This is a genomic window from uncultured Ruminococcus sp. (assembly GCF_946415235.1).
Taxonomy (GTDB): Bacteria; Bacillota; Clostridia; order Oscillospirales; family Ruminococcaceae; genus Ruminococcus.
Genome location: NZ_CAMKRR010000043.1, coordinates 1 through 22063 on the forward strand (window position 1 = coordinate 1; position 22063 = coordinate 22063).

Annotated in this window: 19 protein-coding genes; 5 read left to right on the forward strand and 14 right to left on the reverse strand. The window is 48.4% G+C overall.

All coding sequences use genetic code 11. The features are described from left to right. The 4 genes from Q0R37_RS09165 to Q0R37_RS09180 all read left to right on the forward strand — a co-directional run. The coding region (locus Q0R37_RS09165) for a CotH kinase family protein (RefSeq protein WP_294753607.1) at window positions 1-1904 on the forward strand (1904 nt) is incomplete at its 5' end. A 241-nt stretch (window positions 1905-2145) separates the two neighbouring features. Beyond that, on the forward strand, window positions 2146-3096 hold the full coding sequence (locus tag Q0R37_RS09170; protein ID WP_294753610.1) for an ABC transporter ATP-binding protein: 951 nt from the start codon (window positions 2146-2148) through the stop codon (window positions 3094-3096). A 2-nt stretch (window positions 3097-3098) separates the two neighbouring features. After that, window positions 3099-4232 (forward strand): ABC transporter permease, encoded by a 1134-nt coding sequence (locus tag Q0R37_RS09175; protein ID WP_294753613.1) that lies wholly within the window; start codon window positions 3099-3101, stop codon window positions 4230-4232. Further along, the gene (locus Q0R37_RS09180; RefSeq protein ID WP_294753615.1) at window positions 4219-5406 is read left to right on the forward strand and encodes an ABC transporter permease; all 1188 of its coding nucleotides are present in this window, start codon (window positions 4219-4221) and stop codon (window positions 5404-5406) included. The genes Q0R37_RS09175 and Q0R37_RS09180 overlap by 14 nt, the downstream gene beginning before the upstream one ends. Window positions 5407-5446: 40 nt before the next feature. Here Q0R37_RS09180 and Q0R37_RS09185 read toward each other — a convergent pair whose 3' ends face one another. From Q0R37_RS09185 to Q0R37_RS09250, 14 genes are all read right to left on the reverse strand, one after another. Next, entirely contained in the window at window positions 5447-6142 is a 696-nt protein-coding gene (locus Q0R37_RS09185) for an alpha/beta fold hydrolase (RefSeq protein ID WP_294753618.1), read from the reverse strand. A gap of 1 nt (window position 6143) precedes the next feature. Next, complete coding sequence (locus Q0R37_RS09190) at window positions 6144-6395, reverse strand: acyl carrier protein (protein ID WP_294753620.1); 252 nt, start codon at window positions 6393-6395, stop codon at window positions 6144-6146. Further along, window positions 6395-7954, reverse strand: a complete 1560-nt coding sequence (locus tag Q0R37_RS09195; RefSeq protein WP_294753623.1) for a class I adenylate-forming enzyme family protein — start codon at window positions 7952-7954, stop codon at window positions 6395-6397. Before Q0R37_RS09195 ends, Q0R37_RS09190 begins: the two co-directional genes overlap by 1 nt. Next, window positions 7954-9078: an alpha/beta hydrolase gene (locus tag Q0R37_RS09200; protein ID WP_294753624.1), complete on the reverse strand. Its 1125-nt coding sequence runs from the start codon at window positions 9076-9078 to the stop codon at window positions 7954-7956. The genes Q0R37_RS09195 and Q0R37_RS09200 overlap by 1 nt, the downstream gene beginning before the upstream one ends. Window positions 9079-9099: 21 nt before the next feature. After that, window positions 9100-9456: a hypothetical protein gene (locus Q0R37_RS09205; RefSeq protein WP_294753626.1), complete on the reverse strand. Its 357-nt coding sequence runs from the start codon at window positions 9454-9456 to the stop codon at window positions 9100-9102. Between the two features lie 30 nt (window positions 9457-9486). After that, window positions 9487-10698, reverse strand: a complete 1212-nt coding sequence (locus Q0R37_RS09210) for a beta-ketoacyl-[acyl-carrier-protein] synthase family protein (protein WP_294753630.1) — start codon at window positions 10696-10698, stop codon at window positions 9487-9489. Between the two features lie 36 nt (window positions 10699-10734). Further along, entirely contained in the window at window positions 10735-11856 is a 1122-nt protein-coding gene (locus tag Q0R37_RS09215) for a 3-hydroxyacyl-CoA dehydrogenase family protein (protein ID WP_294753631.1), read from the reverse strand. A 2-nt stretch (window positions 11857-11858) separates the two neighbouring features. Next, window positions 11859-12563, reverse strand: coding sequence for an enoyl-CoA hydratase/isomerase family protein (locus tag Q0R37_RS09220; RefSeq protein ID WP_294753633.1), 705 nt, complete (start codon window positions 12561-12563; stop codon window positions 11859-11861). After that, window positions 12556-12996 (reverse strand): hypothetical protein, encoded by a 441-nt coding sequence (locus Q0R37_RS09225; protein WP_294753636.1) that lies wholly within the window; start codon window positions 12994-12996, stop codon window positions 12556-12558. The genes Q0R37_RS09220 and Q0R37_RS09225 overlap by 8 nt, the downstream gene beginning before the upstream one ends. Continuing rightward, window positions 12983-13393: a thioesterase family protein gene (locus tag Q0R37_RS09230; RefSeq protein WP_294753639.1), complete on the reverse strand. Its 411-nt coding sequence runs from the start codon at window positions 13391-13393 to the stop codon at window positions 12983-12985. The genes Q0R37_RS09225 and Q0R37_RS09230 overlap by 14 nt, the downstream gene beginning before the upstream one ends. Beyond that, window positions 13390-14109: an enoyl-CoA hydratase/isomerase family protein gene (locus Q0R37_RS09235; protein ID WP_294753641.1), complete on the reverse strand. Its 720-nt coding sequence runs from the start codon at window positions 14107-14109 to the stop codon at window positions 13390-13392. The genes Q0R37_RS09230 and Q0R37_RS09235 overlap by 4 nt, the downstream gene beginning before the upstream one ends. A gap of 9 nt (window positions 14110-14118) precedes the next feature. Then, window positions 14119-14421 carry a phosphopantetheine-binding protein gene (locus Q0R37_RS09240; protein ID WP_294753644.1) on the reverse strand — a complete coding sequence of 101 codons (303 nt, stop codon included), beginning with the start codon at window positions 14419-14421 and terminating at the stop codon, window positions 14119-14121. 61 nt (window positions 14422-14482) lie between these two features. Then, on the reverse strand, window positions 14483-15373 hold the full coding sequence (locus Q0R37_RS09245) for an ACP S-malonyltransferase (RefSeq protein ID WP_294753645.1): 891 nt from the start codon (window positions 15371-15373) through the stop codon (window positions 14483-14485). A gap of 692 nt (window positions 15374-16065) precedes the next feature. Then, window positions 16066-16695, reverse strand: a complete 630-nt coding sequence (locus Q0R37_RS09250; protein WP_294753648.1) for an ECF transporter S component — start codon at window positions 16693-16695, stop codon at window positions 16066-16068. 513 nt (window positions 16696-17208) lie between these two features. Here Q0R37_RS09250 and Q0R37_RS09255 point away from each other — a divergent pair. After that, window positions 17209-22063: SpaA isopeptide-forming pilin-related protein (locus Q0R37_RS09255; RefSeq protein WP_294753650.1), on the forward strand; the 4855-nt coding region annotated here is incomplete at its 3' end.

Consider the following 22063-nt stretch of genomic DNA (forward strand, 5'->3'; position numbering starts at 1 on the left):
CAGCTCAGGGCGGTGCCCAGCAGTGGGGCGGCTTCGGCGGTCAGCAGGCAGGCGGTGACGCAGCTCAGGGCGGCGCTCAGCAGTGGGGCGGCGCAGGCGGCATGGGCGGCTTCAATATGGGCGACTTCGCATTCATGTCACAGGCTAACTACAATCAGAAGGGCGAAGCATGGGAGCGTCCCGCAAATATCGAGATCTTCGATAACGGCGAGAGCGTTGTATCACAGGACGTAGGCATCAGAACAAAGGGTGCTGCTTCACGTGCATGGGCTCAGAAGAGCTTCAACATCTTCGCACGTATGGACTACGGCAAGGGCGAGGTCGAGTACGATCTCTTTGAAGGCAAGTCCACAAAGGAAAAGAACAATAAGGTCATCGACACATTCGACGGCTTCACTATAAGAAACGGCGGAAACGACAATATGGCAGGCTTCTTCCGTGACTCAGTAAACCAGTCTCTTGTTGGCGACAGAGATATGACCACTCAGGCTACAAGCGAGTGCATACTCTTCATCGACGGCGAATTCTGGGGCATTTATCAGCTCATGGAGAAGTATAACTCAGACTACTTCAAGTCACACTACGGTATCAAGAAGAACGACGTTGCTTTCATCAAGAACGGTACTCTTGAAGACGGTAAGGATCAGGATCTCTCCGACTGGAACAGCCTTCTCAGCCAGATCGCAAGTGCAGATATGACAAGCGACGCTGCATACCAGCAGATAGCTCAGAAGCTTGATATCCAGAGCTTTATCGACTACTTTGCAGCTCAGATATACTGGGGCAACCACGACTGGCCAAACAACAACACAGGTGTATGGCGCGCAGATACAGTAGACGAGTCTAATCCTTATGCAGACGGCAAGTGGCGTATGGTACTGTTTGATACAGAGTACAGCGCAAACCTTGCAGACAAGGTCAACGAGGTAGGTCCTACATACAACAGCTTCAGCCAGTTCGGCGGCGGCGGTATGGGAGGCTTCGGCGGCTTCGGAATGGGCGGCGGCTCCATCAGCGGAGCTTTCACAAATCTCATGAAGAACGCAGAATTCAAGAAGCAGTTCGAGCTCAGCTTCATGGATATGGCAAACTACAACTTTGACACAAACAAGACTACAGCTGCTATAAACTACTACAAGGGCTTCAAGCAGCAGATCCTTGATACATACAAGCGCTTCCCGTCTTCAAAGAAAACTCACAACGAGTCCACATTCGATCAGGACTATCAGCTCCTTGAGACATTCTACAACTCAAGATACAGCAACATCACAAGCATGATGAAGAGCTATATGTCACTTACAGGCAGCCTTGCAACTGTTACAGTGGGCAACGACGGCAGCAAGGGAACACTTAAGCTCAACACCATCAAGTTTGACGATTCCATGAGCACATGGAGCGGCAAGTACTTCACAGATTATCCCGTAACTGTAAAGGCTGAGGCTAAGGAAGGCTACAGATTCGATCACTGGGAGGTTTCGGGCGCAACAGTTTCCGATACCACATCAGACGAGATCACTGTACCCGTAAGCGAGGGCGTTACTATCAAGGCTGTATACGTACAGGGCAGTGCTCCCGTTACATCCACAACAAAGGCTACTACTACAACTACTACCACCACAACAACAACTACTACAAAGAAGGACAACGGCGATGTTCAGGTAACAAAGTACGGCGATGTAAACTGCGACGGCGATTTAGACCTTTCAGATGCAGTTCTTATCATGCAGAGCCTTGCTAACCCCAACAAGTATGGTCAGAACGGCAGCGACAGCCACCACATCACCGCACAGGGACTTGCAAATGCCGACTGCACAGGCAATAAGGACGGCGTTACATCAAACGATGCTCAGGCAATACAGAAGTATCTCCTCGGCATAATAAAAAATCTCCCCGATAATAACTGATCGGATGAGATAAATGTCAGTGAACGCAGTATGAAGTTCACGATTCATTAGAAATCTTCCTTTAAATAACCACCTTCAAGAAACAGCGAAGAGTCTCCCTCTTCGCTGTTTTACTTTTATATGACATACGGCAGTGTGAAATATGACATTTGTCATATGAGAAACTGACCGGAGACACTACAAAAACATTTTTGCATGAGGTATAATAATGACAGTGAAAAACCAAAAGGAGGATATAAATATGGAGAATACAGTTGTAAAGATACAGGATCTTGTAAAGCGCTACGGCGACCTTATAGCTCTCGATCATTTCAGCCTTGAGATAAAGGAAGGGGAGATATTCGGACTTCTCGGCCCCAACGGCTCGGGAAAGACCACCACTATAAACTGTCTGCTCTCCCTGCTTTCCTACGATAAGGGAAGCATTGAGATATTCGGCAGGGAAATGACTCCCGTAAGCTACGACATCAAGAAAGAGATAGGCATTATCATGCAGAATGTGGCGGTCTTCGACGAGCTTACAGTGTATGAGAATATCGACTATTTCTGCGGCCTTTACATAAAGGACAAGGAAAAGAGAAAGAAGTGCATCGACGAGGCTGTAAAGTTTGTGGGACTTGAGGACTTTGTTAAGTTCTATCCCAAAAAGCTGTCGGGAGGACTTCTCCGCAGACTGAATATTGCCTGCGGCATAGCCCACAAGCCCAAGCTAATAATACTCGACGAGCCTACTGTGGCAGTTGACCCTCAGAGCCGCAACCGCATACTCGAGGGAATACAGGAGCTCAGCAGAAACGGGGCTACAATCATCTATACTTCCCACTATATGGAAGAGGTGGAGCAGATATGCACCCGCATCGCTATCATGGACAAGGGCAAAAAGGTCGCTGAGGGCACAAAGGACGAGCTCAAGCGCATGATAAAGAATACCGAGACCATAACCATCGAGATACTGGAGCTCCCCGACAATGTGCTCAGAGATATTTCGGGACTTGACCATGTTTACGATACGAATTACAGCGACGGAAAGCTGTCGGTATACTGCTCGGGCGGCAAGCACAATCTCCTGAGGATACTTGATGTGCTCCAGAAGAAGGAGCTGGGCTTCGGAAGGGTATACACCGAGCTGCCCACACTGAATGATGTGTTCCTTGAAATAACAGGTACAGCTCTCAGAGACAAGGAGGAGTGAATATGTTCCTGCATTTGCTGAAATATGAACTTAAAGTCGGTCTGAGAAACAAGGACCTTATCATATGGCTGATACTTTTCCCTATCGTTCTCGGTATATTCTTCAAGGTGGCATTCGGAAGCATATACGAAAAGACCGAGAAGTTCAGCTCGATACCTGTTGCGGTAGTCGAGGAAAAAGAGAATGAAGCGTTCAGGCAGGTTCTTGAAAGCATTGAAAATTCGGATGAGCCCTTTCTCACAGCAAACTTTGTCGATAAGGAAGAGGCTGAGAAGCTTCTCAGTGACGGTGATGTTGAGGGCATTATCACCACGGACGGTGAGCTCAGCCTTACCGTAAAGGAAAAGGGACTGCGCGAGACTATGCTCAAATCCTTTGCGGAACAGTACAAGATACGCGAAAGGATCGCTATGGACGCGATAAATACAGCTCCCGAAAAGGCACAGGAGGTCATTTCCTCACTTACCTCAGAGACTGTGAGCTCCTGCAGAAAGATACCGCTGACTCAGGGCAATCCCGATGTGTATATACAGTATTTCTACAATCTTATCGCTATGGTGGCGATGTTCGGCTGCATGACGGGAATGCACATAACCATGCAGAATCAGGCTGACCTTTCGGCTCTCGGAGCAAGGAACAACTGCTCCCCCGTGCCTAAGTCAAAAAGCGTCCTCGCGTGTCTTGTGGGCAGCTTTGTATTGCAGACGATATGTATGGTGCTGTGCGTGACATTTCTTGCATTCGTGCTGAAAACGGACTTCGGCGACAGACTGTGGCTGGTATACCCGACGGCAGTTCTCGGCGGCATAATGGGCGTAACATTCGGATTTATGGTGGGTTCGCTTGCCTGCGTGGGAGAAAAGGCAAAGGTCGCTATACTTATGACCGTGACCATGAGCCTCTGCTTCTGCAGCGGTCTTATGATGGGCAATATGAAGGCTGTTATCGCAGAAAAGATACCGTGGTTCAATAATATCAATCCCGCAGCGGTCATATCAGACTCGTTCTACTGCCTCAACATCTATGAGGATTATGACCGCTTCATCACAAAGCTGATAACTATGGCTGTAACGGCTGCGGTCTTTGCTGCGCTGGGATTTTTAGCGTCAAGGAGGAAGAAGTATGCAAGTATTTAAGGCGATGTTCAAGATAACAAAAAAGCGTCTTCCGTCTGCACTGGCATATATTATCGTTTTTATCGTCATTTCCGTAATAGCCTCAAGTAATGCGAGCAAGGACAGCAAATTCGAGATGACAAAGCTGAAGATATGCATTTTTGACGAGGACGATACTTCCGAAAGCAGGGAACTTTCGGAGCTTATAGCCCAAAACCATGATATAGTGGAAATAGAGAACGACAGGGACGTTATAATAGACTCCCTCTACTACAAAAGAGCAGACTATGCCCTCGTTATCAATGAGGGCTATGCGGAAAAGCTCAGAGCAGGGGACACCGCCGACATATTCGCAAGCTATTGCCTCGACGAAAGCTTTTCCACGGTGTATATGGGACAGTTTCTTGACGAGTATACCAATTCCGTAAAGGCTTATCTCAGCATGGGTATGCCAATAGACGAGGCTCTGAGCTGTACGGAGGAGGCTCTCTCTCAGGAAACGGATGTAAGTATGCTGAGGAACGACAAGGGAGGAGATGCTCATTACAGCGTTGACTTCGCGGCATACTTTCAGTATATGCCATATATACTCATATCAGCGGTATTCATAATCGTATGTCAGGTGCTTGTTACAATGAACAGGAGGGATATACGCTTCCGCACGAACTGCTCGTGCATCAGCAGCTCGAAATACACATTCCAGCTTTTTCTTGGCAGCGGCTTTTTTGTACTGGCAGTATGGCTCCTGTTCATGGCAGTTGGAGTTATGCTCAACAAGGAGATGTATACGGGCAGAGCGTGGTACGCGGTATTCAACAGCCTGATATTCTCTGCAGTCGTTGCGGCAATAGCTGTGTTCGTGTCAAGTTTTGAGCCTGCGGACAATATCCTTAACCTTATAACACAGGTGCTCGGACTCGGACTTAGTTTCCTGTGCGGAGTATTTATCCCAAGAGAGATCCTCAGCGACAAGGTGCTTTCCGTTGCAAGGTTCCTGCCTGCTTACTGGTACATAAATGCCAATGAAATGATAGCCGATGTAATTCCGTTCAGTTCGGAAGGTGTCATACAGTGTTATCTGATACAGCTCGGCTTTGCGGCAGCTCTGATACTCCTTACGCTGCTTGTAAGAAAAGTGAGATACAGCGGCGCGGCTATAAGCACAAATGTCAGGAAAACGGCTGTAAGCCACTGAACGTAATCAAAAAAGGAACTGCAATTGCAGTTCCTTTTTGTTATATATGCAGTTTTTCTTTGATTATGCCGCATACCTCTTCCTTGTGCTTCTGATAGTAGAAGTGGTCTCCATCAAAGGGGTATATCTGACAGCTGCCGTCCGTAAATCTGCTCCAGCTGTTCATATCCACTCTCTGCATGAGGGGGTCCTCAGTGCCGTACAGCACCGTGATATCACAGCCGAACTTTACGTCACCGGGGGTGGCTTTGTACAGCTCAGCCATACGCACATCGGTGCAGAGCACACGGTTAAGAGTACGCATGAGCTCCTCATCGGGAACGGGAGCATTTGCCGAAAGTGAATTTGCCGTGAAAAATGAGACTATCTCCTCGTCGGAAGCTGCGGCAACATTTTCAAAGCAGTGTACGTCCTCGTCGGGAGGATTTTTTCCCGACAGGAATATATGACAGGGCTGGGGAAGCCCCTTTGCCTGTGTCTGCTTGATGAACTCTGTTACAAGCACTGTGCCCATGCTGTGTCCGAACAGTGCATACTCCCCTGTGATGAGCTCTGAGTGCTTTTCTATGAGGTCTGATACACAGTCGGGTACATTATCTGTGAGGGGCTCTGAGGAGCGCGTAAAGCGTCCCGAGAGCTCCATAGGCACTACGGTCAGCTCCTTTGGCAGGAAGCGTTTGAAGGAGCTGTAGCTCTTCGCAGAGCCCCCTGCGTGAGGGAAGAAGAACAATACCATATCAGCCCTCGACAGGTGTGCCCTTTTCGTTGAGAAGGTCGAATATATCGCCTACCTTGCTGATAGAAGCTACCAGTGAAAGGGGAATGTTGATCTTGAAGGTCTCTGTTATCTCCGAGCCAAGGCCGAAAAGTCCGAGGGAATCGAGGAAGAGATCGTCATAAACGTCTGTCTCTCTTGTTATTTCCGAAGGGTCAACTCCCACGTAATCGGAAATTGCCTGCTTGAATTCATCAAAATTAAGGTTATTCATTATTTATACTCCTTCTTTCTCAGGTATTTGAACTGTATCTTGCCGATATCCTTTGGTATCTCCTCTACGAGAACTACCTTGTCGGGTACCTTGTATGCCGAGAGCTTGCCGTCGAAGTAACGTGCCAGCTCGCCGCGTGTTATCTTTTCGTCGCCCTTTGGCTGTATGTAAGCAACTATCTGCTGACCGATGACGGGATGCGGCTCGTCGGTAACTGCCGCAGCTGCTATCTTCGGATGAGTGAGGAGGCAAGCCTCAACTTCCTCAGCGTGAACGAGGTTGCCGCCGCGCTTGATTATACGCTTGCTTCTGCCTGCGAAACGAACTATACCATTAGGGAGCTTGTTTACGAGGTCGCCTGTGCAGAACCAGCGGCGTCCCTGCTCGTCTGTGAGTATCTTCTCTGCGGAGAGCTCGGGGTTGCCGAAATATTCTGTGATAACGCCGTCTGTGTATACGCAGAGCTCGCCTGTTTCGCCCTCTGCTACCTCGTTGTGGTTCTCGTCGATAACGCGGACATCTGTGAAGCTGAGCTTCTTGAAGTCGCTGGGATCTGTACCGTTGTCGATAGCCGAGTCCCATACCACCATGGTGCAGGTCTCGGAGGAGCCGATAACATTTACTACACGGATACCCAGCTTTTCAACGAAGATATCTGCTATCTCCTTGGGGAGAACTTCTCCTGCCCAGTAGCTTACGCGGACGCTTGAAAGGTCGTACTTGTCAAAGTCGGGAGTTGAAAGAAGCACCTTTGCCAGTGTAGCTGTGAGCTGAATGATGCTTACCTTGTATTTCTCTATTGTTTCAAGGAATGTTACGGGGTTGAACTGAGGCTGATACATGACCGTACCGCCCTTGAGGACCATCTGCTGACCCATGCCGAAGCCGCCCTGATGATAGAGGGTCATGCCCAGCATCATTACGTCGTCAGACCTGAATTCGAGGTAGTCGCCCATATCCTTCTGTGTGGAAAGAAATCCGCCCGAAGGTACAGAGAGGAGCTTGGGGATACCTGTGCTGCCTGAAGTACAGGCAAGTGACAGGGTGTGGAGGTAATCGGGCTCGTAGATATCACACTGGCTGCTGCCGTACTCAGCCATGAACTTTTCGGCAGATGTGTAGCAGCTTTCCTGTGGGATAAGGCTGTCGTCAGCAAAGCATATTACCTTGTCAAGCTTGAGCTGTGAAGGTACGAGTGCGCTTACAGCTGCGATGATGTTGTTGTTTCTGTACTTCTCTGTTACGAACATGATCTTTGATGTTGTAGCAGGGATAAGCTTTGAGAGCTCCAGCGAGCCGCTCTGAGGGTCCATGGGAACAGGCTGGGCGCCTATTCTTACTGCTGACCAGTATACGATGAACCACTCGATGCAGTTTGGCATACAGATGCCCACTTTATCGTCCTCACCGATACCGATCTTCTTCATTGCCGAGCCCAGTACAGCTGTCTTTTCCATGAAAGCGCCGTATGTGAGCTCGTTATCGTCTATCCTCAGGAGCACCTTGTCAGGTGTTTCCTGAGCGTATTTTGCATAATAATCAAAAAACTTTTCTGACATTATTTCTTACCCCCAATAAGTCTTGCAGCTATGAAGTCTGCTGCAATGTGCTTTACCCAGTGGTACTGCTCACCAACGGGCATAGCGTGCATTATCGTCTCCTCAGATACATAGGCAGGCTTGTCCTCGATGTGTATGGACTCCTTGTAGCCTGTAGCCTTGTCGAGGATCTTCTTTGAAGCTTCGGGAGTCATCCAGTTGTCGTCGCTGCTGTACACCATAAGGAAATCAGCCTTGTGTGTACCCTCCTCAAGGACTGCCATGCCCTCAAAATAATCGTCAGCGTACTGGTATGAGCTCCACTTGCCGCGCTTCATCCATAAAGGGATATTGTCTATCGAAGCGAAGTGCATAAGGAGCGGGAAGAGGCTTACGCAAGCCTTTGCCTTGGGGTTCTTTACAGTTGCGCGGAATGCGTAGCCGCCGCCCATGCAGAGACCGAAGTTTGCCAGATTCTTCTCGTTGAGTTTACTGTGGTTCTTTATGAATTTTGTGATGCCGTCAAATGCAGCCTCGAGCTGCTTGCCGCCGCACTTGATATTGTTGTGGATTATAGCAGCGCCTGCACCGGGCATATCGGGTGTGATAACTGCGATGCCTCTCTCGTTGAGGGGAGCAGCCAGCATTTCAAGCTCCTCCTTGCAGCTGCCGATACCGGAGTAGGTAACTGCTACGGGATAGTCTGTCTTTCTTCCCGAGTCGGGGTAGTGGATATAAGCAGGTATCTTTCCTGCCTTTGTATCTATCTCAACGTACTCTATCTTGTTTTTGCAGAGCTTTGCGTAGCGTCTGTAGCTTTCCTCGAGATCCTTGTATATCTCGGTCTTGTGCTCCAAGTCCTCGATGTTTATCATAAAGCAGGCATAATGGCACTGAGTTACCATTTTTGCGTACTCTCTTGCGGAGATCTTGTTGCCTTCCTTCTCTGCCTTGTCGCGGAGCTCGGAGTAGCGGTCGATCTTTGCGTGCCATTCGTCAAGCCATACAGCCTGTATCTGCTTGCCGCTCTTGACCTTTACATTGTCGATCTTCTTGAGTATAGCCTCGAGATCAAAGGGATCTGCTCCATAGAGAAGTGAACGTGTTGCGACGGGGTTGAGTAAGTCTCTTATTGCCCATTTCATATTTATCTTTTCCTTTCCTTGTCAGCCTGTGTATTTCCATGCGCCCTCGCGGGTCATCTCCGTGAACTGCATATATATGCGGTAGGGGTCAACTTGAGTGTGCTTCTGTATGAGGCCGAGCATTCTGTCGGCCAGTTCCTTGAGGAAGGCTGCCTTATTATCCGCATACTCCTGAGGGAGTATGTATCTGAACTCCGCAAAGAACACTGTGTCCTCGGAGGAGTTCATATACATGGGACACTCGTCGAGCATTACCATTATTGCAGGCAGCGGCTTTCTGAGTATCTCCGAGAGCTCGCTTGCCGCTTCATCGAGGAAGCTCCTGTAAGCGGCAGGTGAGCTGAATTTGTAATTGGTTTTCATCTGTGCTATCGGCATATCATTTATCCTTTCATTGCTGATGCTGTCTCAGCCTTCGTATCTCCTGAGTACGAGAGTTGCATTGTGTCCGCCGAAGCCGAAGGAGTTTGAGATAGCAACGTCTACCCTGTGCTCCTGAGGCTTGTTGGGAACGTAGTTGAGGTCGAGCTCGGGGTCGGCTTCGTCATAGTGTATAGTAGGAGGTACTATACCCGTTTCGATAGCCTTGATGCAGACGATAGCCTCAAGAGCTCCTCCTGCGCCGAGAGTATGACCTATGGAAGCCTTTACGGAAGATACCGGTATGTCATAAGCTCTTGCACCGAATACGTCCTTGATGGCCTTTGTCTCGTAAAGGTCATTGAGACCTGTTGATGTGCCGTGAGCGTTTATGTAGTCAACTGAATCGGGTGAAAGACCTGCATTGTCGAGAGCAAGTCTCATTGACTCTGCCATGCCTATGCCGTCTGTCTTGGGAGCTGTGAGGTTGAATGCCTCGCCGCACATTGCAGCGCCTGCAAGCTCACAGTATATCTTTGCTCCTCTTGCCTTTGCGGACTCCTCGGATTCGAGGATGACCGTACCGCCGCCCTCGCCCATGATGAAGCCGTCACGGTTCTTGGTGAAAGGACGTGCAGCAGTATTGGGGTCGGGATTTACGGACATCGCAAGGAGCTGATTGAAGCCGCTTATTACGAGGTGAGTGACCAAGCCCGAGATGCCGCCTGTAACTACCATATCACAGAGACCTGATTCGATGAACTGCTTTCCGAGCGCCATAGCGTAAGCAGATGAAGCGCAGGCAGTGCTGACATTGAAAGCAGGACCTGTGAAGCCGTACTTTATGGAAACAAGAGCGGGGAGCTCGTTAGGCATCTTCTTGAGTGTTATATTGAGGGGCTTGTCAAGCTCGGAGTCCTCGTAGGAGTTGTCGATAACGCCGTAGATGACGCCGACTTTTTTTCCGTCATAGGTCTCGGTGTCGATACCGCAGTCTGCAATTGCCTCGCCTGCGGAAGCAAGTCCCATTCTTGTTGTTGTGGTGGTAGCGTTCAGATGACGCTTTTTCCAGTATTTTCCTGCCTCTGCCTCGAAGTCTTCACCGACCTCGGCAGCAACAGTGGTGTCGTGTCCGTCAAGGGAAATACGTGAGATAGTCTTCATTCCGCATTTGCCCGCGAGAAGGCCTTCCCAGTAGTCGTGAGCGTTGTATCCTACAGATGTAACAGCTCCGATACCTGTAATAACTACTTTTTTCATACTAATAACCTCATATCTCAAAATTTACGAAGGGGATCAGGAAAAGATCCTGTCCCATAACGATTTATCCGTGTGGGCATACGAGCCGAAGCCCGTTTTGCTGTGCAGCTCGTCAAGAACTGCGAAAATATTATCAGTGCCGTACTTTTCAATGCAAGCTGAAAGGGGCTCGGCAAGTCCGAGCGTGTCCTGTACAGCTTCAAGGAGCACCGCCCTGTCGCCGCTGTATTCGATCGCGGCATTGGCTGTTTCATTGAGTATCAGCGCCGCCATATAAAGAGCGGCTTTTGAGCAGTCAGCGCCTGTGTCGCTTTCATGCTCTGCCATAAAGTCAAGGAAGCAGAGCGTTTCCTTCGGACAGCCCTCTGCGAGCCAGCCGTTCATCTTCTCACAGCCGTAGCCGAGAAGCCCCCTATTGCGCTCTATGCGGAAGTTGTCCGGGCTGCCTGCCATAAGTCCGAGTCCCACGCTGTCGAGGACGTCAAAGGGTCCTGCAACAGAGAAGAGCTCCTCGACTGCTTTTCCTGTTTCGGCAGCAGAAGCACCGAAGCTCTCACGGAGATAGATTGCGTGTGCGACCATGCAGGCGAGTATCTGATTAAGATAGATATGGTATTCGCCCCTGAAAACGATAGGCTTTTTGCCTGTTGCTTTTACCAGCTGTGCAGCCTTATCCATATTGCTCTGTGCAGTGTCGGGAAGTACATTAAGCTCCACGAAGCCTGTGAGCTTTACGGGATAGAAGAAGTGCAGGCCGAAGCAGCGCTCCTTGTGCGGTATATCGCTGAATACCGATGCGATATCCAGTGATGATGTGTTTGTGAGCAGGAGACAATCCTCCGATACTGCCTGTGCAGCCTTTGCGAAGAGCTCCTTCTTTGCAGCCATATTCTCGAAAACTGCTTCTATAACGACGTCACAGCCGCTGAGTGCTGATGTATCGTCAGTGAAGAGGAATGATTCCTTTTTGAACTCGTACTGCTCCTCTGTGAGTTTTTTTCTCTTGAGGCTCTTGCCGAGAGTTTTGAGCAGAGCTTCTTTATTCTCCTCAGCGCCGAAGAGGTCTATGACCACGAACTGCGCGTCGGGGAGCTTGTCAAAGAATAGGGAAAAGATATCCTTTCCCATTTTTCCGTAGCCGACTATTCCTATTTTCATAATTATGCCCCCTTATCCTGCAAATAGGAGCGTATGTACTCCTTATAGCTGTCGGGAGAGAACTTCCTGCCGCTGCCCGAGATATAGTCTATGAGAGCCATAGCCTCGGGAACGCCCTGCTTCTTGTCTGCAAAGATATCAGCCCAGCCAAGCTCAAAGGCTTCCTCTGCGGGGATGAGCTCGCCCGTCATGACAAGCCTGTAAGCGTTCTGCATACCGCATATCTCGATAGTTCTTGCAACTCCGCCGAGAGCGGGGAGTATGCCGAATGTAGACTCGGGCTGACCTACTCTCGCATTCTTTTCGATTATCCTGTAATGGCTGTTTACGGCGATCTCGCTGCCCGAACCAATACAGAAACCCGTTACCACGCTGATGACGGGGAACGGGAGCTCTCGTAGAAATGTAAAGTAGTGTTTCTGCTTGATGTGGCCCTCGGGAAGTACCCCGTCGGAGTCGTTGTAGGAATCATTTGCTGAGCGGTCTGCAAGCGCGTCAACGTCAGCGCCTACGCTGAAGTGTCTGCCTGCCCCTTTTATTATAAGACCTTTGTAATTGTTATTTGCGGCTTTTACCTCGATCTCAGCCATAGCAGCTTCGTATTCTTTAAAAAAGTCCGCAGTCATAAGATTGTTTCCCGGCATATTCATCGAGAGGATAAGGACGCCGTCCTGTTCCTCAAGTATCATACCGTTATTTTCATTCATTGGAGTTACCTCCGTTCTTGTCTGCCATGAGCCGGTAGAAGGCTCTCGACTCGATATCGAGCACCTTTGCCGCAGGAGCCTTTCGCGCTGCGGTGAAGCAGGCGTTTATCTCCTGTATCTGCTTTTTGGTTTTGTCCTTGAAAAGCTTTTCAACGTATTCGTCTGCCTCGTCTGCTCTGATGAACATATCAGCTGCATCGGTGAGCTCACTGTCCGCATCGCTGTCGGAAACTATAGCTGACATAAAAGGAGCTTCCGCAAGGAATTCCCTTACGGCAGCCTTTTCGCTGTCATCAGCGCCGAGCACCGTGCTGCTGTCGGTATGTATGAGCAGTAAGCAAGGCTCGCCGAGCTGCTCCTTGGAGTCAAGAAGCTGATACAGCGAGCTTATCTGACAAATACTTGTTATGATTTCTGATTTATTTATCGTCATTGTCTTCTCCATCAAGACAAGCTCTTGCCGCTTCGGGGATGTCGCATATCATACGGTCTTTGTTGACAAAGGTAAGCTTGCCCGTGACTTTGCATGAAACAAGACCTGTGCTGCTGTTGATGATGTTATGCTTGTAGCTGACTATACCGCACGAGCAGGAGACCTCAGTGTCTATCCTTACCTCGTCAAGTATTTTCAGCTCGTGCATATACCTCTGTTTGCTTTCCATTATAACGGGGAACAGACCTTCGCCCATAATAATTTTGAGCATTCCGTGTACATTCATGAAGTTCCAGAGTGCTGCTTCAGCGTACTGTAAGTACACAGCATTATTTACGTGTCCGAATGAATCCAGTTCATATCCCCTTACTGTAAGCGTGTAAGAGCTTTTTTTCATTTTTTGAACGCCTCCGCCAGTGCTGCTTCAAACTTGCCCTTTGAGGGATCTTCAGCGCCCTCCGAGGCAAGGTTTATTGTTTCGATTATAGCGTGGATCTGAGTAAGTGATTTGCCGCTCAGCAATTCCTTTACGAAAGCCATTGTCTCGTCAAAGGAGTTTTTGTTTTCGCTGAGCTTGGTAACGAGTCCGAGGTCAAGAGCATCCTTGGCGCCTATCATCTCTCCGCAGAGTATCATGCGGAGAGCCTTTTCCTTGCCGAGCAGTCTGTAAAGGCGCTCCATGCCGCCCATACCGGGAACTACTCCGTGCATTATCTCGGGAAGTCCGAGAAAAGCAGAAGGAGAAGCTATCCTGAACTGACAGCTCAGAGCGACCTCAAGTCCGCCTCCGAAGCAGCCGCCGTTAATGGCAGCAGCGGTGATTATGGGGAGCTTTTCGATAGTGCGGAGAAGCTCTCTTGCGTTTTCGAGCTTTGTTGAAAGCTCTGTTCCGCCTGCCTCGCCGAATTTAGAAACGTCAGCGCCGTGTGAGAAATGTCTGCCTTTGCCTGTGATGACAAGAGCTCCTATCTGCGGATTCTTGTTCAGCCAGCCGAGGAGCTCCTTACGGTCTATGAATTCGGGCTCGGAGAGAAGGTTCTTCGGGCCGTTGTCAATGGTAAGTACAGCAATATTATCCTCGGCGTGAAGCTCAGATAAATTTGACTTCAACATTTCTGCCTCTTACTGGTTAACGATGTCGTTGCCGTACTGGTAGATCTTGCAGAACATATCAACAACGTCGCTCATTGTCTCCATAGGAGCCTTGAGCATATACTTGCCGATGCTCTGGAGCTTGATATCGAGGCCGAACTTGTCTGCTGTCATCTCGATGAGCTCAACGAACATGAGTGAATCGCTGCCGAGGTCTTCCTGAGGATTTGTATCCATTGTGATCTCGTCCTTTTCAACTTCACACTCTTCTGCGTAGTAATCAAAGATCATGTCCTTGATTTCCTGTTTGATTTCTTCTGTGATCTCTCTCATTGCTTTTTACCTCCGAATAATTTTTTCCCCTTAGGGTATGCTTAAAAATATATATGAAAATTCACACGTCTTCAAGAGTGTAAATTTTGCATTCTCTGCTTACGCGTGAGAACTTGCTGACAGCGCCGTTTGCGCTTACGTCAAAGAACTCGGTGACGCCGAGCTCCTCGAGCTTCTTTATTGCAAGATCCCAGCGGATCGGTGTGTACACGTTGAGCTGATTTTCCCTTAGTATCTGCTCACCCTTTGTCATTACCTCCCTGTCGAATATGGAGAGGATAGGATAAACGGGATCGCTGTACTTTGCGGAAGCACAGAAATCAACGTAATCCTGCGAATAATCCTTCATGATCGGGTGGTGGTAGGCAACTCCCGTACCGAAGCTGAAAGCCTTCAGCGCGCCCTCGTTCTGACAGAGGGTAAGAGCCTTCTCGACCGAGTCTGCCTTGCCGCTGATCATAACGTGGAATTTGGAATTGCCGCTTCCGATGATTATTTCATCGGGGGAGAACCTGTCCTTGAACATTTCCTCTATCTCGCTGTAGGAGAAGCCTATGACCACGCCCATATCGAGCTTCTGGTCGTGCTCCTCGAGGCAGCGCATGGTAGAGCGGTTCATCATGATTATGTCGTGAGCGAATTCATGGGTTACAGAGCCGAAGCAGCCGCTTATGCTCACTATTCCCGAGCTGTAGCCTGCGCCTATATCGGGGATTATCCCCTTGCTTATGTAGTATTCAAAGACCACTCTGTCGCATATAAGGGAGATTATCCATTCTGCCACGCGGCCGTCGTAAGCCTTGTTTTTTTCAATATCCTTGTTCAGACCGAGTCTGTCAAATGCTTCGCCGAGATAAACTTCATACTTGTCCATCAGCTCAGGCGGCAGCTTTACAAGAAGCTTTTCGGGCTTCGAGCCGATGCCGTTGAAAAGGAACGCTCTGTTATACATTTTTTCATGCTCCCCTTATTAAATATAAATACATCTTAACACCTATTCAGTGCGCTGTCAAGAGAAAAACGGCTGTAAAAAGCGATTTTGAGAAATATGATAAAAAAATATCAAGTCCACAACAGATTTTTATAAAATAGGATAATTATACGATCTGTAATTTGTGAACGAGTGATTAATAGGGCTAAATTTTAATATTAAGACCATGTTCACACATGGCGGAACTAAAGCGTTTTCCGCTGCTTTCAAACGGAGTCCTGATATTACGTCAGCGCTGATTTTTCACGCCGCCGATACCGTGAAAGTATGCGGGAGTGAAGAGATGCCTGCCGCCTTAAAAGTCCGATCTTGCAGAAGTGAGCATATGCAGGCAGATATCAGCGCTTAAAAAAGCCTTTTCCGAATGGGAAAAGGCTTTTGTTATCGTTATTGAGGATTTTAGATGTCTTTATCAGCTCTGACCCGAAAGGGCAGTACTGATAAGTGGTGTAAATAATGTCGGGATAACCATTTCAAACTGTGTGCTGATCACGGCAGCTGCTATCGTGAAGAGAGAGTTCTGCCTCTTCTCGGTCTGCCGATATAGTTAAACTCATTGTTGACCTTAAATGCATATTGCGCTGCCTGACCTTTCAAAAGGACGGACAGCTTTTTTAACTTGCCTGATCTGACGGTGAAATTATCCGTTACAGTTATGCAAGCTCTTTTTTCTCAGGTGCTTTTATGAGCTTTGCAGCGAAAAGTGCTGTTCCCACAGCGCCTGTGATAATTGTGCATACTATCATTTCAACGAGGGCGTTGATTCCGACGAAGCTTATGATGAACGGGATAACGCTCTTGCCCTTCATGAGACCCTGAACATACTCTGTATTGCCGAAAAGGAATACCAGTGACAGCATGAAGAATGCTGTGTTCATAAGAGCCGTGCAGAAGCCTGTGACGAAGCACGAGATACGCACATCCGTAAGCCTTGAAACTCCCTGAAAAATAAGTCCTGCAAGGAAACCGTCCAGCAGGCGGGGGATAAAGCGCTGGATAAATGCAAAAGGAAGATTGATATCCACGAGTATAGCTCCCATACCGCTCAGTATGCCGATACCGAAGCACTGTAAGAAGCTGAACATACCAAATACTCCGCCGATGATCGCACCGCCTACAGGGCCGAGAGAAATGGCTGCTATGGCGACAGGTATCACGTTGAGAGTGATGACAAGCGGACCTATTGGTATGGAACCGATGGGTGTGAATGAGAATACCGCCACGAGTGCAGTGAGCAGACCGAGCAGTACCATGCTTTTTGCATCAAACTTAAAACTTTTCATTTTCAAAATTCCTCCTGTTACTATTCCTCTGACGAGGATATAATACAACATGAATATGATATCATGTTTTCAGGGGATTGTAAATAGCCTTTTTGCTGATTTTTATCATATAAAATATTGCGGGATAGTTCAAAATGTATAAATATAGGAATTATATATAGGTATATTCCAAGATTATAATACAAAGAGTAATATGTTATCTGACAAGGTCTTTCAAATTTGTTTGATTGACAAATAAAAAAATGGTACTGCCATCAGGCTGTGTATTGCGGTTCACTGTTAAACTTACTGTTGATGTTTGAAGAAAGTGGCAATTTTGTAAAAATATGCACAAAACTGCGTAGAATATTCCTCAATATTAGTTGAAGTTAAAATATTGCAATTTGTATACAGTTGTGTTATAATATAAAATGCAAAATACTGTAAATATATCATCCGGCGTACAAGCGGAAGGGTACAGTTACGGGGAATTGTGTTAAAACAAATAATCAAAAAAGAAAGGATGGATCGATAATGAAAAAATCTATGGGGAAACGCCTGATAAGCGGTGTTACCTCAGGTGTTGTGGCATTGACTTACATTCTGCCTTCATGTATCGGGATGCAGGCATATGCAGCTGAAGCAGCAGACGGACTGCCGATCATTGACACACCGTATGAGGAAACCATGTGGTTCAGGAACAACCCGCTTGGTATAGCAGGCGATTTCCATTTGTTTGCTTTTGATACCATTGAAACTACCAACGACAGAGCTCACATCAACGGAAATATCGCTGCACCAAACTATATCGTCGGTTCAAATCACGGACAGCTCAATACTGCGGGCACAGGAAGACTTCTTAACGTCGTAAGGGATTCCTTTGTGTTCAAAGAGGGCGGAGACTACGAAACGAAGGCCAAGGAGGAAGGATTCAAGGAATTCTCTCTCGGTAAGATGAGCGACTTTTTCTTCCCGGCAGACTGTGGTCTGTCCGTAAAGAAGGGCGAGTACATTTTCGGATACGGCTATGTCGAGACAGAAAAGGCAAAGCTTGATTATCCGCAGGATACAAGTCCGTATCCTTACATCAGAGTGGATATGCCTCAGTCGTCAGACTTCTTCGTAAAGCTTCAGCCCGGCGGTGATTACAAGACTAACTGCTACCTTGCCCATCCCGGAAACAATCTCATAGATTTTGAAGCGGAAAAGAGCAATTACGAAAGACGTTCGGATAATTACTCTCAGCTCGACGGCTGCTATGCAGACCTCGAAATGGCCGAAAATCCTGATTATGCCGACGATCCCGCAAATCAGGCTTCGCATATCGTTACCCTCACGCTTAACCCCGAGGGCACCAACGTTCTGAACTTTACCGCCGACGAAGCTGACAGCTACAGGAATGTCAAGGTAGCTGGCATCAACTTCAAGGACGGCCAGTTCTATGACGACCAGACTCTCGTTGTAAATATCGACCTCCAGAGCAAGAAGGAGTTCATATGGTCTCCCGAATGGACATACGAGTCGTCTTATGATCCCACATACAGGCTCGTAAACTCCGAGGAGAGCGCTCTCAGCGGTACGAATATCATCTACAATTTCTTCAATGCCAATTCCGAAGGCACGAAGATACTTTACAACTACGGCGAAAAGCTTGAGCCGTGGGGATGTGTTCTCGCACCTGACTGCGAAGTTGTTCCGAACAATATGAGCGGTACTATCATCGCAGACAAGATCACTCTTACAAACGAGACGCATATGGCGCCTTTCATGAACCCTGTAAGCGAGAATACACAGGTAAAGGTCTCTGCAAAGAAGACATGGGACGATAATGACAAGAACCACGACAACGACGAGGTCGAGGTAACTCTTTACCGTTCAAAGAAGGCAGGACTCACAAAGGTTACAGAGGAACAGACAGTCGTAAACAAGTACGATGACTTCGTTGAAGCAGTAAACGAAGCAGGAAAGACCTCTGTTCACTTTACATATCAGGACGGAGCCGCTACAAAGGATGTCAATACCGACGGTGATACAAGTATAATCGTTGCAAAGTTCGGCTTCGGTCAGGAGACGGTCATTTTCAGACCCGCCACCGACGCTGTCGAGACCACACTGGCAGACGGCTCATATACATTTAAAAAGGGTGCTGTCGAGTACGACATCGACGTTGCGGACGGTGAGATAAAGGAGATCGGCGGTTCGGGACTCGGCTACAAGGAGCTGGAGTCAAAGAAGCTCAACGCTTCCAACAACTGGACAGCTACATGGGAAGGCCTTGAAAAGAACGATCCCAACGGTCACCCGTATTTCTACTATGCCGATGAGGCAGACGTTCCCGAGGGATACACCGTAGAGTATACAGATAACGGCGTATCGGGCGGTAACAGAGTTATCGGCGTTATCAACAAGGGCAACAAGGGTACTCCCGCAAAGATAAGCTTTGCAAAGTACAGCGACGCCATGACTGTGACAGAGGACGGTGAAGGCACTCTCACAAGTGAGAACGCAAAGGAGTTCCTTAAAGGTGCAAAGCTCACTCTCACAGCAAAGGACATCGAGGACGCAAAGCTCAGCAGCGGTGTTACTTCCGATCAGGACAAGAATACGGACTGCAATGTGAAGTACAGCGACAGCTCGATCACATGGACAAGTATAAATAAGGCTGTTGAGTTCTACGGACTTCCCAGCGGACTCTACAAGCTCACAGAAGAAGCTCCCGACGGCTTCCAGCCTGTCAGGGAGACAGAGATAAGGATAGACAACGGCAAGGCTTCCGTAACGACTGCCGATACAGGCGTTACAGCAAAGTCACTCGGTATCCTCAATACGGCTATCGAGATCATCGACGAATCCTTTGCCGTTACAGTAAAGAAGACTGATAACAGCGGCAAGCCTGTTCATGGCGCTTACTTCAGATTAAAGGGAACCTCGGGCGAGAGCATGAAGAACGTAAAGGCTCACGACTCAAAGTACTTTAACGCTGACGGCAAGAGCTTCGGCGCAAGTGCCGAGAAGGACTTCTATCCTTACAAGACCAAGGAGTGCGAGATAAAGAATCTTGCTTCCGACGGCAAGTCATTTGAATGGTATTCCACAGGCTCGGACATCGTGTTCACAGGTCTGAACGAGGGTACATACACTGTAGAGGAGATTAGCGCTCCCGCAGGTTATTCAAAGGACTCGGCAAAGACATTCACAGTAAAGAGAACAGACGGCATCCTTTCAGCTGACAAGGATACCATCAGTTTCACGGACAATAAGGATACTGTTAAGATAAGCAAGGGCGATATGGGCTCTGTTATCATCGACGGCGCAGAGTTCGTCCTCAAAAAGAAGGACGGCACTTCACTTGGAGCTCTCACAACTACAGACGACAGCACTGATATTTCCGAAAAGATCAGCAAGTCTCATGATGCTCTCAGCGGAACGAGCGGAGTAAAGATCAAGGATCTTACAGAGGGAACAAAGTACACTATCCGCGGCGGCACATTCAAGAATGTCACTGTTGACGGAAAGACAGCTTCCTCTTCATCAAACAACACCTATGAGTACAAGGGCACTGTATCGGGCGACTCACTTGAGATCAAGGGCATCAGCAGCGGTACATACGTTATCGAGTTCGAGGACGGAAGCATCTATACGGTAGATGTTGAGAAGGACGTTTCTGTTCCCGAGGTATCATGCGAGAAGGTACTCAAGCTCACAGACGGTGGAAAGGCTTGTGAATTCACAGGCGGCTCCATCGACATCATCGGTCTTGACAACGGCGATTACGTTCTTGTCGAGACAGCATCCCCAAATGGCTACACAAAGGTCGTATCGGAGTTCGGCTTCAATGTTGACGGCGGCAAGGTAACAGTTACCGACGCAAAGACAACAGGAAACTACAAGCTCTCCGACGACGGCAGAAATCTTATAATACTTGATGATATTTCCAAGATAGAGATCAGCAAGTTCTTCGGCACAGAGGACAATACAACTCCCGAGGGCACAAATGACGGAGCTGATATGAAGCTCACATTCATGAAGGCTTCCGAGAAGAAGATCCCTGCCGAAAAGTCAGGCGACGCTCTCGGCGTGGGCGAGTCTGCCGAGTGGAACACAAAGTTATCCAACCCCAAGACATTCGAGGGACTTTACGACGGTGAGTATCTCCTTGAAGAGACAAGCGCACCGAGCGGTTACGAAACAGCAGCTCCCAAGACTATCGTTATCAAGGACGGCGTTATCGTTGAGACAGACGCTGACAAGAACGTTATAAGCACAAAGACAAGCGAGTCTCTTCTCAATGTCAAGAAGAACACTATCGTACTTGACAAGAAGGCACTCGGCGCAGCAGAGATACCCGAGTCCGCAGGAAAGGTGAAGTTCACACTTACCGCAAACGATGAGGGCGCAACTCTCAGCGGCGTTATCATAAACGACGGAACAGCTCTCGGCGAGGTCAAGTCCACAGAGCCTTTCGACGGAAACACAGTAACATTCACAGGACTTAAGGACGGTACCTATACTCTCACAGAGGATACAGCACCTCTCGGCTATTCTGTAGTAAGCGACTTTACATTTAAAGTAGAGGGCGGCAAGGTAACAGACGTATCAGCTGTTACAACAGGTAAGGCTTATGTTGACGAGAACGGTCACCTTGTAGTTGAGGACGCTCCCGAGATACTGATCGACAAGACAGACCTCGGCGGCAAGATGATAACAGACGGCACAGCAGAGTTCACACTTACGGCAAAGGATGCTGACGGTTCGCTCAGCGGCGTAAAGATCAACGGCGAGGAAGCTCTCGGCGATGTCAAGTCCGCAGTCTTTGCAAGCAACAGCACAAAGCTTGAATACCTCAGGGACGGCACATATTCCCTTAAGGAAGATACAGCTCCCGCAGGCTATTCAACAGTTTCAGAATTCACATTCACAATAAAGAACGGTCTTGTAACTGACGTAAGCGCAGTTACGGACGGTGTTACGGAGAAGTCCGAGGACGGAAAGAAGATAACCGTCAAGGACGCTCCTGTCATCAATCTTGACAAGCTTGCACTTGGTGCGACACCTATCCCCGAGTCAGCAGGCAAGGCAAAATTCGTGCTCACAGCAGAGGACGAGGAGAATACTCTTGAGGGAGTAAAGATCAACGGCGGCGATGCAGCAGCAAAGGGAGTCAAGTCCGTTGAAATCGAGGGCAACAATGCCAAGCTCGAATACCTCAAGGACGGTAAGTACAGCCTCGAGGAGACAGTAGCTCCCGACGGTTATACCACAGTTACAAAGTTCACATTCACAGTTGAAAACGGCAAGGTAAAGGACGTAAGCACTGTAACAGACGGCAAGGCTTATGTTGACGAAGACGGTCACCTTGTAGTTGAAGACGCACAGTCAACAATTACTC